The 16,044-nt window shown below is 65.0% G+C and carries 15 protein-coding genes; 12 read left to right on the top strand and 3 right to left on the bottom strand.

Annotated features, from left to right (window positions below; all coding sequences use genetic code 11):
- Positions 1–85: 85 nt before the first annotated feature.
- Together ACIA48_RS10920 and ACIA48_RS10915 are read left to right on the top strand one after the other, a co-directional pair.
- Positions 86–1,966, top strand: a complete 1,881-nt coding sequence (locus ACIA48_RS10920; protein WP_396730561.1) for a CHASE3 domain-containing protein — start codon at positions 86–88, stop codon at positions 1,964–1,966.
- 102 nt (positions 1,967–2,068) lie between these two features.
- Positions 2,069–2,452 carry a response regulator gene (locus tag ACIA48_RS10915; RefSeq protein WP_396730559.1) on the top strand — a complete coding sequence of 128 codons (384 nt, stop codon included), beginning with the start codon at positions 2,069–2,071 and terminating at the stop codon, positions 2,450–2,452.
- Here ACIA48_RS10915 and hisN read toward each other — a convergent pair.
- A complete protein-coding gene (gene hisN, locus ACIA48_RS10910; RefSeq protein WP_396730557.1) occupies positions 2,449–3,228 on the bottom strand; it encodes a histidinol-phosphatase in 780 nt (259 codons plus the stop codon). The genes ACIA48_RS10915 and hisN overlap by 4 nt on opposite strands.
- A 100-nt stretch (positions 3,229–3,328) precedes the next feature.
- On the opposite strand from hisN, the gene ACIA48_RS10905 reads away from it, so the two are divergent.
- Positions 3,329–3,688, top strand: coding sequence for a hypothetical protein (locus tag ACIA48_RS10905; RefSeq protein ID WP_396730555.1), 360 nt, complete (start codon positions 3,329–3,331; stop codon positions 3,686–3,688).
- 5 nt (positions 3,689–3,693) lie between these two features.
- On the opposite strand, the gene ACIA48_RS10900 is transcribed toward ACIA48_RS10905, so the two are convergent.
- Positions 3,694–5,070 (bottom strand): FAD-dependent oxidoreductase, encoded by a 1,377-nt coding sequence (locus ACIA48_RS10900; protein ID WP_396730553.1) that lies wholly within the window; start codon positions 5,068–5,070, stop codon positions 3,694–3,696.
- A gap of 162 nt (positions 5,071–5,232) precedes the next feature.
- Here ACIA48_RS10900 and prfB point away from each other — a divergent pair, with 162 nt between their 5' ends.
- The 8 genes from prfB to ACIA48_RS10860 are packed head-to-tail and all read left to right on the top strand — an operon-like array spanning position 5,233 to position 13,066.
- On the top strand, positions 5,233–6,339 hold the full coding sequence (prfB, locus tag ACIA48_RS10895; RefSeq protein WP_396730551.1) for a peptide chain release factor 2: 1,107 nt from the start codon (positions 5,233–5,235) through the stop codon (positions 6,337–6,339).
- The gene (locus ACIA48_RS10890; RefSeq protein ID WP_396730549.1) at positions 6,329–7,309 is read left to right on the top strand and encodes a mechanosensitive ion channel family protein; all 981 of its coding nucleotides are present in this window, start codon (positions 6,329–6,331) and stop codon (positions 7,307–7,309) included. The genes prfB and ACIA48_RS10890 overlap by 11 nt, the downstream gene beginning before the upstream one ends.
- Entirely contained in the window at positions 7,306–7,767 is a 462-nt protein-coding gene (locus ACIA48_RS10885) for a hypothetical protein (RefSeq protein WP_396730547.1), read from the top strand. The genes ACIA48_RS10890 and ACIA48_RS10885 overlap by 4 nt, the downstream gene beginning before the upstream one ends.
- Positions 7,768–7,803: 36 nt before the next feature.
- Positions 7,804–8,493, top strand: coding sequence for a cell division ATP-binding protein FtsE (ftsE, locus tag ACIA48_RS10880; protein WP_396730782.1), 690 nt, complete (start codon positions 7,804–7,806; stop codon positions 8,491–8,493).
- Positions 8,493–9,389, top strand: a complete 897-nt coding sequence (gene ftsX / locus ACIA48_RS10875) for a permease-like cell division protein FtsX (RefSeq protein WP_396730545.1) — start codon at positions 8,493–8,495, stop codon at positions 9,387–9,389. Before ftsE ends, ftsX begins: the two co-directional genes overlap by 1 nt.
- Positions 9,390–9,391: 2 nt before the next feature.
- A complete protein-coding gene (gene smpB / locus ACIA48_RS10870; RefSeq protein WP_099039023.1) occupies positions 9,392–9,895 on the top strand; it encodes an SsrA-binding protein SmpB in 504 nt (167 codons plus the stop codon).
- A 20-nt stretch (positions 9,896–9,915) separates the two neighbouring features.
- Positions 9,916–10,737 (top strand): EamA family transporter, encoded by an 822-nt coding sequence (locus ACIA48_RS10865; RefSeq protein ID WP_396730780.1) that lies wholly within the window; start codon positions 9,916–9,918, stop codon positions 10,735–10,737.
- Positions 10,738–10,795: 58 nt separating this feature from the next.
- A complete protein-coding gene (locus tag ACIA48_RS10860) occupies positions 10,796–13,066 on the top strand; it encodes a putative bifunctional diguanylate cyclase/phosphodiesterase (RefSeq protein WP_396730543.1) in 2,271 nt (756 codons plus the stop codon).
- Between the two features lie 12 nt (positions 13,067–13,078).
- Here the strand turns inward: ACIA48_RS10860 and ACIA48_RS10855 are convergent, their stop codons facing one another.
- On the bottom strand, positions 13,079–13,642 hold the full coding sequence (locus tag ACIA48_RS10855; RefSeq protein WP_396730542.1) for a TetR family transcriptional regulator: 564 nt from the start codon (positions 13,640–13,642) through the stop codon (positions 13,079–13,081).
- A gap of 190 nt (positions 13,643–13,832) precedes the next feature.
- On the opposite strand from ACIA48_RS10855, the gene ACIA48_RS10850 reads away from it, so the two are divergent.
- On the top strand, positions 13,833–16,043 hold the full coding sequence (locus ACIA48_RS10850; protein WP_396730778.1) for an MMPL family transporter: 2,211 nt from the start codon (positions 13,833–13,835) through the stop codon (positions 16,041–16,043).
- The last annotated feature ends 1 nt before the right edge of the window (position 16,044 follow it).

Here is a 16,044-nt window from a genome sequence, read left to right as displayed (position 1 = left end):
GTTCGCAGCTACGGCAGTGGAATTCCGAGGCAGACGGTCACCCGGCATACTCAGCTGAATTGACCCTTAGTCCTAGGTGGCGTGCGTGCGGGGCGGATTGATCACACGGTTGGTCGTGGTGACCGTGACTCTTGCCGTGATCGTTGCCTCGGCATTCGTGTTTCTTCTCGTCGCAATGGCGCAAGTGGACCGCTCCAGGGACCTCGCAGTCAATTCCGCGAAAGAGGCGTACGCGGCACGTGATGTCCGTCGGGTGCTGGGCGACATGGAAACGAGCGAACGTGGATTCCTCATCACCGGGCAGGAAAGTTTTCTCGGGCCGTGGGAGTCCGGCCGGCAACGGATCGCCGAACGACTCACGACGTTGCGCGCGGTCGTCGACGATCCACAGCAGGCGGACCGCGCCGAACAACTCGAACGGGACGCGCTGTCCTACGTGAACGACTATTCGATACCGATCGTGGAAGGGGCGCGCCGTGACGAACCTAGGGTCCGCAGCCTCGCCGCGAGCGAAGAGGGCATGCAAAGGATGGATGCCCTTCGCCAACAGCTCGACGAGTTCTTGTCCACCGAAGATGCGCTCAGCTCAGAGCAGCAGGCTATAGCGGATCGGATGTATCGGCGCGCGACCGTAGTCGCCGGCGTCGGATTGATCCTGTCGGTCTTGGTGACCGCGTTGAGCGCCGGCTACCTGGCCCGCGCGGTCGTCAATCCCGTCCGTCGCACCGCGCGAATGGCTGACCGGCTGGCCGCGGGGGATCTGGGCGCGCGGGTACCGCAGGCAGGCACGGGCGATATCGGGACGCTGGAGCGCAACTTCAACTCCATGGCTGAATCGCTGGAGAGCAATCGCGCCGAGTTGGGACGGCTCAACGACGAGCAGACAGCCCTGCGGCATGTTGCGACGCTCGTCGCCCAGGGCAGGCCGTCGAGCGAGATCTTCACTGCGGTCGCCAGGGAGATCGGGTTACTTGCCCGCGCCGACATCACCAGGCTGCTGCGGTTCGAGTCCGACGGCACCGCGACGGTCTGCGGAACATCGGCGTGCACAAGCGATTCCGTGCCCGAAGGTGCTCGAATCGACGTCGGCGAGACAGTGGCCGCGCACGTCTACCAAACCCGGGCGCCCGCCCGCCGCACAGAAAACTCCCCGCCAGGTATCCCCGCGGGCACCTACTCAGCTGTGGGAGCGCCGATCATCGTCGGAGGCACGCTCTGGGGTGCGATCACCGCGCTCTCGACGATCGAGCACCCGCTTCTGGAGGACACCGAGCTTCGGATGGCGGAGTTCACCGACCTCGTCGGGACGGCGATCGCCAACGCACAGGCGCACTCCGATCTGATGGCATCGCGGGCACGCATCGTCGCGGCGGGCGACGAGTCGCGCCGCCGCATCGAACGCGATCTGCACGACGGCATCCAGCAGCGGCTGGTCACGCTCGCGCTGAAGCTACGCACCATCGACGCGGATCTTCCCGAAACGTCATCGGTTCGTGAGCCCCTGGCGGCGCTCAACACCGAACTCATCGAGGCCGTCGACGATCTGCGTGAGGTGTCGCGCGGCATCCACCCCGCGATCCTGTCCGAAGGTGGTCTCGCGCCGGCGCTGCGGACGCTGGCCCGCCGGTCCGCGGTTCCGGTCGAGCTGGATCTCCACGTGGGCACACGGCTCCCGCCGTCGGTCGAGGCCGCTGCCTATTACGTCGCGGCGGAATCGCTGACCAATGTCGCCAAGCACGCGAACGCCACATTCGCAGAGCTGAGCGCGAACCTGGCTGATGGCCGACTGCACGTCATGATTCGTGACGACGGTGTAGGGGGAGCGGTCGCATCGCGTGGCTCAGGGTTGATAGGGCTGCTCGACCGTGTCGAGGCGCTCGGCGGAACGTTGACGTGGGACAGCCCGGCCGGGATGGGTACAACGGTTCGAATTGACGTGCCTCTGGAATCGTCAGCGGAACGATGAATCGGACCTTGCGGATTTCACCCTCACCATGTTGGTTAGCCGGTCTGACGAATTGCAGCTACCCGGAATGTCACCGATGCGGCCGACCGGCACACTGGAGTGATGGAATCCGGGGCGGTGGATGTGCGCTGCGTCATCGTCGATGACAATCCCGGATTTCTCATCACGGCCTCCAAATTGCTTGATCGCCAGGGACTTTCGGTCGTCGCAGTCGCGACGTCCTCGGCAGAGGCTCTCGAATACGTGGAACAGCAGCATCCCGACGTCACGATCGTGGACCTCAAACTCGGCGAAGAGAGCGGATTCCGACTCGCCGAGCAGATCGTGAACGGACCGGTGCCGTCACAGGTCATCCTGACTTCCACGCATTCCGAGAGCGAGTACGGCGAACTCATTGCCGCCAGTCCTGCGCTGGGTTTCATCCCCAAGGAACGCCTGTCACCTGAAGCAATCCGTCGAATGGTCGAGGCCGGTCGGCGAGGCTAGCCGTTCAGCTTGCTCAACACGGCGTCGTGCAGCAACCCGTTGGTGGCGATCGCGCTGCCGCCGTGCGGACCCGCCTGCCCCGCGACGCTCGTGAAGGTGCCGCCCGCTTCGCGTACCAGGATGTCGAGTGCCGCTAGATCCCACAGCTTCACCTCGGGCTCGACCGCGATGTCGACGGCTCCCTCGGCGACCAGGCAGTACGACCAGAAGTCGCCGTAGCCGCGAACCCGCCACACGTCGTCGGTCAGCTCCAGGAATCGTGACCGCAGACCGTCCCACCCGGTGGTGAGATCGGAGTACGCCAAGCTTGCCGAGGCGACGTTGTCGATGCCCGACACCGAAATGCGCCGGGTTCGACCGCCGAAGGATGTGAACGCGCCCTCGCCGAGGCCGGCCCACCATCGCCGGTGCAACGCCGGCGCGCTGACGACGCCCACAACGGGGACGCCGTCGTCGAGCAACGCGATCAGCGTGGCCCACACCGGGACGCCGCGCACAAAGTTCTTCGTTCCGTCGATGGGGTCGACGACCCATTGGCGGCCGGTGAAAACCGCTGTGCCGCCGAACTCTTCACCGAGCACGACGTCGTCGGGCCGCTGTTCCGCAAGCGCCTCGCGGACCAGCTCCTCGACCGAGCGGTCGGCATCCGTGACGGGAGTGAGGTCGGGTTTCGTCTCGACGCGCAGATCGAGCGCGCCGAAACGATCCAGCGTCTGCGCGTCGGCGGCGTCGGCCATCTGCAGTGCGAAGGTGATGTCATCGCGGACTTCTGTCATGCCTCGACTCCCGCTCGCTCCGGTCCTTGCTCGTTCCTCGCTGCGATCCTCACTCGCGTTCGTCCTCGGGTCGTCATAAGGGACGTCCTACCATGTCGGTGTGTGGGAAATCGTGATGGTCCTGGTCATGGTCGGGGCGCTCGTGCTCATCGCGGCCCCGTGGATCAGGCGGCGTCGCGGTGCGGGCAGCGGGTGGATGCAGGGTCAGCTGCTGGTCACCGGCGTCAGCCCGCGTCCCGACGGCGTCACCGGCGAGCAGTTCGTCACAATCACAGGCGTCATCAACGGGCCGACGGTCAACGAGCACGTGGTCTATCAGCAGATGGCAATCGACGTCGACCAGTGGCCGACCATCTCTCAGCTCTTCCCCGTCGTCTACTCGCCGAAGAACCCGGACAACTGGCGATTCGCGCCATCGGCGCCCCCGCCGCCGCCACCGGCAGGACCGGAGATCTACTAGTCGCCTCAGCCGTGGCCGATGCGCAACAACTCCGCCACGCTGGTCAGCTTCACCCGCGGCCGCCCGTGCGGCTCACCCGCCCCGCGTTCGTGTTCGTCGATCAGCTTCCAATGGTCGTCGGTGATCACTTTCGGCTGGCGCTCCACGAACCATTCCGCCAGTCGCTCGGCGTGATCGTCGCCGAATTCGGCCAGTGACGCGCCGGACAGGTCGGCGACCACGGAATCGACGGTCTCCTGCGAGTCGCTCTTGTTGCTGCCGATGACGCCGGTCGGCCCACGCTTGATCCAGCCGACGACGTACTCGTTGCGACTTCCCTCGATGCGGCCGTCGGTGTGCGGAATCGTGCCGCTGCGGTCGTCGAACGGCAGCCCTTTCAGCTCCACCCCGCGGTATCCGACGGCGCGCACCACCAGCTGGGCCGGCACCTCCTCGCGTTCGCCGGTGTCCCTGGCGACGACGCGCCCGCCTTCTTCGACCAATTCGTTGCGTCCGAGCACGATCGACTCGACCTTGTCGTCACCCTTGATCTCGATGGGGGACGTGCAGAACCGGAACACGATCCGGCGCTTGGCGCCCTTGGGTGCCTGCTCGGCGTACCCGCGCAGCACCTTGATGTTGTTCTTCACCGTTTTGCCTGCGGCGTCGACATCCTCGTCGGAGATATCGGCGAAGTCCGCCGGATCGATGATGACGTCGACGTCGCCGAGGCCTTCGAGATGACCGAGCTCCCGCAGTTCCAGCGTGGTGAACGGAGCCTGCAGCGGCCCGCGCCTGCCGATGATGAGCACCTCTTCGACGCCGCGGTCGTGCAGAGACCGCAACGCGTGGTCGGCGATGTCGGTCGCCGCGAGGACATCGGGGTCGGTGACCAAGATCCGTGCGACGTCCAGCGCCACGTTGCCGTTGCCGACGACCACGGCCCGCCCGGTCGATAGGTCCGGAGCCATCTCCTCGAAATGCGGATGGGCGTTGTACCAGCCCACGAAGTCGACGGCAGGCACGCTGCCGTCCAGATCCTCGCCGGGGATGCCCAGCGACCGGTCGGACTGCGCGCCGACGGCGTAAATCACCGCGTCGTACCGTTCGGCCAGCTCGGCGGCGTGCACGTGGTCGCCGACGACGATGTTGCCGAAGAACCGGAACCGAGGGTCCAATGCCGTCTTCTCGAACTGGGCGCTGATCGACTTGATCTTGGGATGGTCGGGCGCGACGCCGGAGCGCACCAGCCCCCACGGCGTCGGCAGCATCTCCAGCATGTCGACGCGGACATCCGCATCCACTCCCTCTTTTTGCGAGGCGTCGGCGAATTTCAGAAGCGAAGCGGCAGCGAAGTAGCCCGAGGGGCCGGAGCCGACGATCGCCACGTGGTAAGGGCGCATGAATACCTTTGTTTGAAGGTTGTCGCTACCCGGCCACGCGCAAGGGGCTGTCGCGTCGTGGCAGGGCTGGTTGCCATCTCAGATGCTAAGCGCGAAACCTGCCGGATTGCCGCCAGTCAGGGATAACAGTGTCGGGTTCTTGCACAGGTACCCTGAATTCCCGTGGATCCTGACCGTCAAGCCGATATTGCAGCACTCGACTCCACCCTGACCACGGTGGAGCGGGTGCTTGACGTCGAGGGCCTGCGTGTCCGGATCGAAAAGCTCGAGCACGAGGCCTCCGACCCCAACCTGTGGGACGACCAGTCGCGCGCCCAGAAGGTCACCAGCGAGCTGTCCCACACACAGGGCGAGTTGCGCCGTGTCGAGGAACTCCGGCAGCGCCTCGACGACCTGCCCGTGCTCTACGAGCTCGCCGCCGAAGAAGGCGGGGCCGACGAAGTGGCCGAGGCCGATGCCGAGCTCAAGAAGCTGCGCGAGGACCTCGAGGCGATGGAAGTCCGCACGCTGCTGTCCGGCGAATACGACGCGCGTGAGGCGCTGCTGAACATCCGCTCGGGCGCCGGCGGTGTGGACGCCGCCGACTGGGCCGAGATGTTGATGCGGATGTACGTCCGCTGGGCCGAGCAGCACGACTACCCGGTCGAGGTGTTCGACACGTCCTACGCCGAAGAGGCGGGCATCAAGAGCGCGACCTTCGCGGTGCACGCGCCCTACGCCTACGGGACGCTGTCGGTGGAGCAGGGCACGCACCGGTTGGTGCGCATCAGCCCGTTCGACAACCAGGGCAGGCGCCAGACGTCGTTCGCGGAAGTGGAAGTGTTGCCCGTCACCGAAACTACCGACCACATCGACATTCCCGAGACCGACGTGCGCGTCGACGTGTACCGATCCAGCGGACCGGGCGGTCAGTCGGTGAACACCACCGACTCGGCGGTTCGACTCACCCACATCCCGACCGGTATCGTGGTCACCTGCCAGAACGAGAAGTCGCAGTTGCAGAACAAGGTCTCGGCAATGCGAGTTCTCCAGGCAAAGTTGTTGGAGCGCAAGCGTTTAGAAGAGCGTGCCGAGATGGACGCCTTGAAGAGCGATAGCGGAAGCTCGTGGGGAAACCAGATGCGCTCCTACGTACTACACCCGTATCAAATGGTAAAGGACTTGCGCACCGAGTATGAGGTCGGTAATCCGGCCGCAGTACTGGACGGAGATATCGACGGGTTCCTCGAGGCCGGAATCCGTTGGCGCAATAGAAAAGATGACGAATAGCAACCTGATCGCATTTGCCTTGGGAGACCGGTGGACCGGTTTCTGGCAAGGCACCATCGGCGTTTGGATCCTCGAGCGCGGCGTGCCGATCGCGCTGTATCTGATCGGCGGTCTGTTGGCCGCACGGTTCATCAACTGGGGCGCGCGCCGGGTTGTGCGGCGCATCGACGCCGAGTACCAGGAAAGCGACCAGCTGGTGCGTACCGAGAGCGCGAAGCACCGTCAGGCCGTTGCGTCGGTGATCTCCTGGGTGACGGTCGCTCTGCTCTTCGTCATTGTGATCATGCAGGTCACAACGATCCTTGCGATCCCGGTCGGCTCGCTTGTCGCGCCCGCCGCGGTGCTGGGTGCGGCGCTCGGTTTCGGTGCGCAGCGCCTTGTGCAGGATCTGTTGTCCGGATTCTTCATCATCACCGAGAAGCAGTACGGCTTCGGCGATCTGGTGTCGCTCACCGTCGCCGGTATCGCGTTGCCCGCTGAGGGCACGGTCGAGGACGTCACTCTTCGCGTCACCAAACTGCGCTCCAGCGAGGGCGAGATGTTCACCATCCCCAACGGACAAATCGTCAAGACGGTGAACCTGTCCAAAGATTGGGCGCGTGCCGTCATCGACATCCCGGTGCCGACGGCGGCGGATCTCAACGTCGTGAACGATCTGCTGCACGGTGTTGCCGAAAAGGCGATGGAGGATCCGGGACTAAGTGCGCTGCTACTTGACGCGCCGCAGTTGATGGGCGTGGAAAGCATCGAACTGGACACCGTCAACCTGCGTATGGTGGCGCGCACCTTGCCGGGCAAGCAGTTCGAGGTGGGCCGTCGCATACGTGTGCTCGTCGTGCGCGCGCTGCGACGCGCCGGCATCGTCTCGCCCACTGATGGCCATGCGCCGAAGGTGGAGGCTCTCGTCCATCCGGCGACGTCCGGTGGTGCGGAGGGCGAAACGCAGGGCCCGCCGGAGGACCGGAAATGACGTCTTGGTTGAAGTTCAAACTCGGCGGCCGGATGCGGGTGTCGACAGCTGTGCTTCTCGTCGCTTTCGTCGCGCTGTTCTGGGTGTACCACAATGTCGAGCCTGCCCCGAAGCCTGAGCCGCCTGCGCCCGCGGTCGTACCGCCGGGCTTCGTGCCTGACCCCAACTACACGTGGGTACCGCGCACCAACGTGCGACGCCCCAAGGAGACGGTCGAGCCCACGACCACGACGACCACCACGACGCCGACCACCACCAGCCCTACCGAAACGACGAGCCCTACCTCGCCAACGTCGCCGACCTCGACGACCCCGACAACGCCGACGACCACCGTGGTGGATCCCGACGGTTTCGGTCCGCTGCCGCCGACGACGCAAACGATCGTCACTCCGACTCAGGTGTCCCCGGCGCCGGCCGCGCCTGGGCCGGCACCGGCCACGATGGCTCCGCAGAGCTAGTCGGAATCGTTCCCCCCGCTACACTGGCCCACCGTGATGATCACCCTTGACCACGTCTCGAAGATGTATAAATCGTCAGCGCGACCCGCGCTCGACAATGTGTCGGTCAAGATCGACAAGGGTGAGTTCGTCTTCCTCATCGGCCCCTCGGGTTCAGGCAAGTCGACGTTCATGCGGCTGCTGCTCGCCGAGGAGACGCCCTCGTCGGGGGACATCCGGGTGTCGAAGTTCCACGTCAACAAGTTGCCGGGCCGCCACGTCCCCAGCCTGCGGCAGGTGCTGGGCTGTGTGTTCCAAGACTTCCGCCTCTTGCAGCAGAAGACGGTGTTCGAGAACGTCGCCTTCGCGCTCGAGGTCATCGGGAAGCGCTCCGAGGTGATCAACCGCGTGGTGCCCGATGTGCTGGAGATGGTCGGCCTGTCTGGTAAGGCCAACCGGCTGCCCACCGAGCTGTCCGGCGGTGAACAGCAGCGCGTGGCGATCGCCCGGGCGTTCGTCAACCGGCCGCTGGTGTTGCTTGCTGACGAGCCCACCGGCAACCTCGACCCCGAGACAAGCAAGGACATCATGGATCTACTCGAGCGCATCAACCGCACCGGGACGACGGTGGTGATGGCGACCCACGACCACCACATCGTCGACTCGATGCGGCAGCGCGTCGTGGAGCTGGAACTTGGCCGGCTGGTTCGCGATGAGCAGCGCGGCGTCTACGGAATGGATCGCTAGTGCGCTTCGGATTCCTCATCAATGAGGTACTCACCGGTTTCCGTCGCAATGTGACGATGACGATCGCGATGATCCTCACCACCGCGATCTCGATCGGCCTGTTCGGCGGCGGTCTGCTCGTCGTGCGGTTGGCCGACCAGTCGCGTGACATCTATCTGGACCGGGTCGAGAGCCAGGTTTTCCTGACCAACGACGTCTCCGCGAACGACCCCACCTGTGACGCCGATCCGTGCAAGGCTCTGCGTCAGCAGATCGAGGACCGCGACGACGTGCGCTCGGTGCGGTTTCTCAACCGCGAAGAGGCTTATGCCGATGCGGTGAAGAAGTTCCCGGAGTTCAAGGAGTTCGCCGGACAGGACGCGTTCCCGTCGTCGTTCATCGTCAAGCTGGACGACCCCGAACAGCATCAGCAGTTCGACGAGGCCATGGCCGGCCAGCCCGGGGTGCAGCAGGTGCTCAACCAGAAGGTGTTGATCGATCGGCTGTTCGCCGTCCTCGACGGCGTCAGGAATGCGGCGTTCGCTGTGGCGTTCGTGCAGGCGATCGGAGCAATTCTCCTGATAGCCAACATGGTTCAAGTGGCCGCGTACACCCGCCGCACCGAGATCGGCATCATGCGATTGGTCGGTGCCAGCCGTTGGTACACCCAGCTGCCGTTCCTTGTCGAGGCGATGCTGGCGGCGTTCGTCGGAGTTGTCATCGCGATCGTCGGGCTCATCCTGGTCCGGGCCTTGTTCCTGGAAAGTGCTCTCGACCAGTTCTATCGGGCGAATCTGATCGCCAAGGTGGACTACGCGGACGTCCTGTATTTCAGTGCGCCGTGGATGTTGTTCCTCGGCCTCGCGATGTCGGGCATCACCGCGTACGTCACGCTGCGGCTGTACGTCCGAAGATAGCCATGGCCCGAAAATCAAGCCCTGCAGCCGACTCCGCAAAGTCCAACAACAAAGTCGTCGCGACGAACCGGCGAGCGCGGCACAACTACTCGGTACTCGAGACGTTCGAGGCCGGCGTGCAGCTGGTGGGTACCGAGGTGAAAAGCCTGCGTGACGGGCAGGCTTCGTTGGCCGACGCGTTCGCCACCATCGATGACGGCGAGGTGTGGCTGCGCAACCTGCACATCCCGGAGTATCACCACGGCAGCTGGACCAACCACACGCCGCGGCGCAACCGCAAATTGTTGTTGCACCGCAGCCAGATTGACAATCTCATCGGGCGGATCCGCGACGGCAATCTCACCCTCGTTCCGCTGTCGCTGTACTTCTCCGACGGCAAGGTGAAGGTCGAGCTGGCGTTGGCTCGCGGTAAGGAAGCTCGTGACAAGCGGCAGGACATCGCCAAGCGCGATGCGGACCGCGAGATCACCCGCGAACTCGGCCGCCGGGCCAAGGGCATGACCTGATCAGCTTCGTCACCGCGCTGATTGCGGCGCTCGGTTACGGCATAAGCGATTTCGTGGGTGGTATCGCCTCACGGCGGGTCGCCGCGCTGCGGGTAGTGGTCCTTTCCTATCCGGTGGCGCTGATCCTGCTGACGGTCATCGCGATACCGGCCGGGGGAGTGGTCTCGACTCCGGCGGTGGTGTGGGGGCTGACTTCCGGTGTCGCGCAGGCTTTCGGCGTCTGGTGGTTCTACGCCGCGTTGGGCGCGGGACCGATCTCGGTGGTGTCACCGTTGACCGCGATTCTCGTCGCGGGCATTCCGGTGGGCGTTGGCCTGGCGCTCGGTGAGCGGCCGAGTTGGGTGGCGATCGCGGGCGCCGTCGTGGCGTTGGTGGCGGTGGTACTCGTGAGCCGGGAAGCTTCCGATGAGGACGTCAGGCCCCACACGTTCACTGCGAAGGTCGCGTGGCTGACGATCGGTTCCGGTGTCGCGTTCGGAATGAACTTCGTCCTGCTCGACCAGGTGCCGGTCGAGGCCAAGCTGTGGCCCCTGGTGTTCGGAAGGCTCGCCGCCACGGCGATCGTGCTGTTCGCGGCCGCGCTCACCGCGAACCTGGTCATCGAACGGGGCGTGCCGTTGCGGCTTGCACTCACGGCTGCGGTGCTCGACACGATCGCGAACGTCGCTACGCTGCTGGCCCTGCAGTCCGGAATGCTGTCGCTTGCGGGGGTACTGATCGCTCTTTATCCGGCCGCAACCGTGCTACTTGCAATTGTGTTGCTCCGTGAGCGGGTAACTCGCTCGCAAACTATAGGGATGGCGCTAGCGTTGACGGCAGTCGCGATGATCGCTGCCGGCTAGCGGTCGTCCCTGTATCTCGGGGCCTAAGAAGCAGGTCACTCACGGGGAGAGGAGGCGCGTGTCCACCAACGGCAGACGGTTGCGCCTCATCGACCTCGCCGTCGTCGTCACGGCGCTGGCGGTGATCAACGCGATGGCGTTTTGGGGCGAGGAAGTGGCCCATCGGGGCGAAGCGATATTGCAGTTGACCACCGGCCTTGTCGCGGCGTCCTGGGCCATCATCACGGCGTGGCGCGTCAGCGCGAGGGCCCGCTGGTGGCGACTGGTCTTCGCGGCGGCAGCGGTGTGCTGGCTGCTTGGTCAGGTGCTGTGGTGGACCAGCGCCAGCGGGGTGGTTCGAGTGGGTGCAAGCCTCGCTTATCTGACGGCTACCGCGCTGGCTGGAGTCGCGGTGATCTTGCTGGTGAGTGCCAGCGACAGGGTGGCCGGAACGGCAAGCAGCCAGTCGCGGATCCTCTCCGTCGCCAACATCCTCGACGGGGTCGTCGCCGGCGTTGCGTTCCTGATCCTGGCGGCCATGAGTGGCTTCCGCACTGGCTCGATTGGCGCGGTGCCCCGGTCCGAAATCGTGGCCGTCGAGATCTTTTTTGTGCTCGTCGAGGTGGTCATCATCGCCGCGGTGGTCCTGGTCGCGATGATCTACGACCCGAGCCGCCCATCTCGGGCGACCTATCTGCTCATGGCCGGCGGTCTTGTGACAATGGCTGCGGCCGACCGGATGATCGCCTACTTCCGATCAGTGGGCATCGAGAGCGGCGAATTGTGGGCTGGGGTCGGGCTGATCGTCGGTCCGCTGATGATCGCCTTCGCGATGCTCGAGTCGTGGCCGCGGGGCGGGGATCGTGCGAACCGCGGCAGCGACTGGGCACAGCTGATCCTGCCCTACAGCGGATTTGTCGGGATCGCAGCGCTTTTCGCGTTTCACGTGCTGATCGGGCAGGAACTGAAGCCGCTCGCAGTCGGCGCCGCGGTAGCTATGGTCATGTTGGTGGCTGCCCGCCAGATAGTGGCAACGCGTGCTCAGAACCTGGTGACGCAGCGCCTGTATCGCGCGCAGCGACGGTTGGCGTACCAGGTACACCACGATGCGCTGACCGGATTACCCAATCGAATTCTGTTCGCCGAGCGGCTCGACGAGGCGATGCGTGACGGCGAATTCATGCTGATCTTCGTCGACCTCGATGACTTCAAAGACGTGAACGACCGCTTCGGCCACGCGGCCGGCGACGAATTGTTGTGCGCCATCGGGGGGCGCCTCAAACGGTGTGTTCGCGACACCGACATGCTGGCACGGATCGGCGGAGACGAGTTCGCGATATTGATCGACGGCGAGTCAGAACACCTGGAAGACGCTGCGGAGCGGCTGCGTGTCGCCCTGCGGGATCCGTTCGCGCTGCATGGATCCGCGGTGCGGGTCAAGGCCAGTATGGGTTTGGTCAGGCCCGGGGCAGACGGCGTGGCCCAGACGTCCGACGATCTGCTGAGGCAGGCCGATATCTCGATGTACGCGGGCAAGCGGCTCGGCAAGGACACCGCGGTGGTGTATCAACCGTCTTCCGGAGCGACCATCGATTTCCCGACGGCGCTTCGTGACGCCGACGGAGATGCTCCGCCCGGCTTCCGCCTCGTTTATCAGGTCCTGGTGCAGTTGCCCGATGGCCAACCGGTGGCGGTCGAAGCTCTGGCGAGGTGGACAACGCCGACCGGAATCGAGATGTCACCCGAGACATTCGTTGCCGCGGCGGAGGCGGCGGGGCTCGCGGCAGACCTTGATGCGCTGGTGCTCGACATGGCGTGCCGTGACGTTCGGCAGGCGGGTCTCGACCTCGATATCCACGTGAACATCGGCGCCGGTCGCCTCGGTAATCCCGCATTCGAGCGACAGGTGCGCGAGGTGCTGACGCGGCACCACCTCCCGCCGAGCCGTCTGGTCGTGGAGATCACCGAGACGCTGCCGATCGTGGACCTCGCTCATGCTGCGGCGCAGATCAAGCGGCTCAACGAGTTTGGAGTAAAGGTTGCACTGGACGATTTCGGCGCGGGATTCAATTCGCTGATGTACATGCACTCCTTGCCGGTGCAGATCGTGAAGCTGGACCGCGGTCTGGCGACGAGCGATCAGGCCCGTGACCTGACGTTGTATCGCTCGGTCATCGGACTGTGCGACGAGCTCGGATTGACCGTGATCGTCGAAGGTATCGAGTCTGCCGCGCAGGCCGACACGGTGCATCGTGCGGGCGGCCGCTTGGCCCAGGGCCATCTGTTCGGGTACCCGGTGCCGATTTCCGAACTCGCGATGATTCCGGTCACCCGGGCCGAACGGGTCTGAGCCCGGACGGCGCTAAGGCGGTGGCGGGCCGACGAGCAACTGCTGAAAGACGGGTCCGGCCCACCTGCTGAGCTCTTCGCGACTGAGGTTCGCGATCGGCGGATTGGCGAGGACCGAGCGCGTCATTGCCAGACCGATGACGAACGCGTCTGTCAGAGCGATGCGCACACTGTCGTTGTCGGGTGTGATGGCCTGCAGTGCCGGAGCCACGTTCGTGGCCAGGGTTTCGTTGATCGTCTCCGCGGCGACGCGGCTGGTACCCGCGGCGCGCAGGAGCGCAAGGAACGTGTGGTCGTCCTCCCACACCGCGAAGTACCGCGGCAACAACATGCCCGGAATGTCCTCCGCCTCAGCGCCTTCCAGATCCGGCAGATCGATCTTGAACTCGGTCGCGGTCGCGAACAGGTCTTCCTTGCTGCCGAAGTAGCGGCTGACCAGCGCGGCGTCGACACCGACGTCGGCCGCGATGGCGCGCAGCGTGGTGGGTTCGTACCCGTCGGTCGCGAAACGGCGGCGTGCGGCCGCCAAAATGTCGGCCCGAGTCTTGGCGGCGTTGCGGGGTCTCGGAGTAGCCATCGTCAAATGCTATGTCATCAGCTGTTGACTTAGTGCCGAGGTGGTTCTAAAGTGCTAAGTCATCGACTGATGACAAATATCAACAGTTGTTGAGAAGGTAGATGAGGCGGGTGGTCTCGTGGTTGACATCATTGGGCGAAAGCAAGTACTCCCGGCTGGGCACGGCGCAGCCCCGGGCTCGAAGGATGGAATCTTGCGACGCATCGCGCGCCTCGCCGTCGCCGCCCCTCGGCGGATGCTCGTCCTCGCCGCATTGGTCGCGGTGGCGGCCGGCATCTTCGGGGTCCCTGTCGCAAAGAGTCTGTGCGCCTGTGGATTCGAGGACCCCTCATCGGAGTCCGCGCATGCGAAGGCGCTGCTGAAGGACAAGTTCGGCGCCGGCGACGTTCAGATGGTGATCACAGTCAGCGCCGCGGACGGTGCCGTGGGGCCTTCCGCGCGCGAGGTAGGAACCGAACTGGTCGACGAACTGAGTCGCTCGCCGCACGTCGCATCGGTCACGTCGCTGTGGACCACACCCGAACCCGAGCGCGCGGCGCTGGTCAGCAGCAACGGCGTTTCCGGGTTGATCGTGGTCGGTATCGCCGGCGCTGAGAGTGAGACCCAGGAGTACGCAAAGGATCTGTCGGACAGGCTCGTTCGCGACCGCGACAATGTCGCGGTACGCGCGGGCGGTGAAGCGATGGTGAATGTCGAAATCACCGAACAGTCGCAGCGCGACCTGCTGCTCATGGAGTCGTTGGCGATTCCGCTCAGCTTCGTCGCCCTGGTCTGGGTGTTCGGCGGCGCGCTGGCCGCAGCGATTCCGCTTGCGGTGGGCGGTCTGGCGATTCTGGGAGCCCTTGCCGTGCTCCGCGGCGTGTCCACTTTCGCAGACGTATCCATTTTTGCGCTGAACCTCAGCGCTGCAATGGGTTTGGCTCTGGCGATCGACTACACCCTGCTGATCATCAGTCGGTACCGCGACGAGTTGGCTGGGGGCGCCGACCGGGAGGACGCGCTGGTGACGACTATGGCGACTGCAGGGCGCACCGTCGTGTTCTCGGCGACGATCGTGGCTTTGTCGATGGCTGTGATGATCATCTTCCCGATGTCGTTCCTCAAGTCATTCGCCTACGCGGGGGTGGCGACCGTCGCTTTCGCTGCAGTTGCCGCACTGTTCGTGACGCCGGCGGCACTCGTGGTGCTGGGTGACCGGTTGCAGGCCTTCGATATTCGCCGACTGACCCGCCGACTATTGAAGCGGCCGGATCCGTCGGTGCATACCGTCGAGCAACAGTTCCTCTACCGCTGGACCAAAGCCGTCATGCGGCGCGCGTTGCCGGCCGGACTGGCCGTCGTCGTCCTGCTCGTGCTGCTCGGCGCTCCGTTCCTCGGAGTGAAATGGGGTTTCCCCGACGACCGGGTGCTCCCCAAGTCGGCATCCGCGCACCAGGTTGGCGACGAACTACGCGCCTATTTCCCCGACGACTCCACAACCTCCGTCAGCATCGCTGTACCCGACGCGAGTGGCGTGACCACGGCCGAGTTCGGCCGATACGCGACGGACCTCGCCGCAGTTGCCGATGTCGCGGCGGTGACGCCGGTCCGCGTGCGCGACGGAAGCGCTTACCTCACCGTGCACAGCACCTCGCCGTTGTTCTCCGAATCCTCGGAGGCGCAGCTCGACGCCCTCCATGCAGTCCGCGGGCCCGGCGGCCGGGATGTACTTCTCGCGGGCACCGCGCAGGTGAACCGGGACAGCGTCGACGCGATCACGTCTCGGCTGCCGGTCGTGCTCGGGCTCATCGCGGTGATTATGTTCGTGGTCCTGTTCCTGCTCACCGGCAGCGTGATGATCCCGCTGAAAGCATTGGTGCTCAACGTGCTGTCGCTCTCCGCGGCCTTCGGCGCCATGGTGTGGATCTTCCAGGACGGGCACCTCGGCGGACTGGGGACGACCACGACCGGAGTTCTCGTCGTCAGCATTCCGGTGCTGTTGTTCTGTATCGCCTTCGGGCTTTCGATGGACTACGAGGTCTTCTTGGTCTCGCGTATCCGCGAGTACTGGCTGACGACGTCGAACAGTGACGAGAGCGTCGCGCTGGGGATCGCGCGCACCGGCCGGGTTGTGACGGCCGCGGCCGTCGTCATGTGCATCTCGTTCGCCGCGCTGATCGCTGCTCAGGTGTCATTCATGCGGATGTTCGGCCTCGGTCTGACTTTGGCGGTCTTGGTCGACGCCACCCTGGTCCGCATGGTGCTGCTCCCGGCGTTCATGCATGCCATGGGCGAGTGGAACTGGTGGGCTCCCAAATGGATGTCCAGGATTCACCACCGCTTCGGCATCGAAGACGGCCTCGCGTCGGTCGGCAGTGAACCAGCGGGAGCCGGATTGCGTGTCCAAGGAAAGGGAGAGTAGG

It is taken from the genome of Mycobacterium sp. NPDC051804 (genome assembly GCF_044452905.1).
GTDB lineage: Bacteria > Actinomycetota > Actinomycetes > Mycobacteriales > Mycobacteriaceae > Mycobacterium.
The sequence above is the reverse complement of the archived record's forward strand: the minus strand, read 5'-3'. Positions and strand labels throughout refer to the sequence as shown.

Excerpts from the sequence above, each read along its gene's own strand:
- ACIA48_RS10915 (WP_396730559.1), top strand. The coding sequence starts at position 2,069 with ATGGAATCCGGGGCGGTGGATGTGCGCTGCGTCATCGTCGATGACAAT.
- hisN (WP_396730557.1), bottom strand. The coding sequence starts at position 3,228 with ATGACAGAAGTCCGCGATGACATCACCTTCGCACTGCAGATGGCCGAC.
- ACIA48_RS10900 (WP_396730553.1), bottom strand. The coding sequence starts at position 5,070 with ATGCGCCCTTACCACGTGGCGATCGTCGGCTCCGGCCCCTCGGGCTAC.
- ACIA48_RS10890 (WP_396730549.1), top strand. The coding sequence starts at position 6,329 with ATGACGAATAGCAACCTGATCGCATTTGCCTTGGGAGACCGGTGGACC.
- ACIA48_RS10885 (WP_396730547.1), top strand. The coding sequence starts at position 7,306 with ATGACGTCTTGGTTGAAGTTCAAACTCGGCGGCCGGATGCGGGTGTCG.
- ftsE (WP_396730782.1), top strand. The coding sequence starts at position 7,804 with ATGATCACCCTTGACCACGTCTCGAAGATGTATAAATCGTCAGCGCGA.
- smpB (WP_099039023.1), top strand. The coding sequence starts at position 9,392 with ATGGCCCGAAAATCAAGCCCTGCAGCCGACTCCGCAAAGTCCAACAAC.
- ACIA48_RS10855 (WP_396730542.1), bottom strand. The coding sequence starts at position 13,642 with ATGGCTACTCCGAGACCCCGCAACGCCGCCAAGACTCGGGCCGACATT.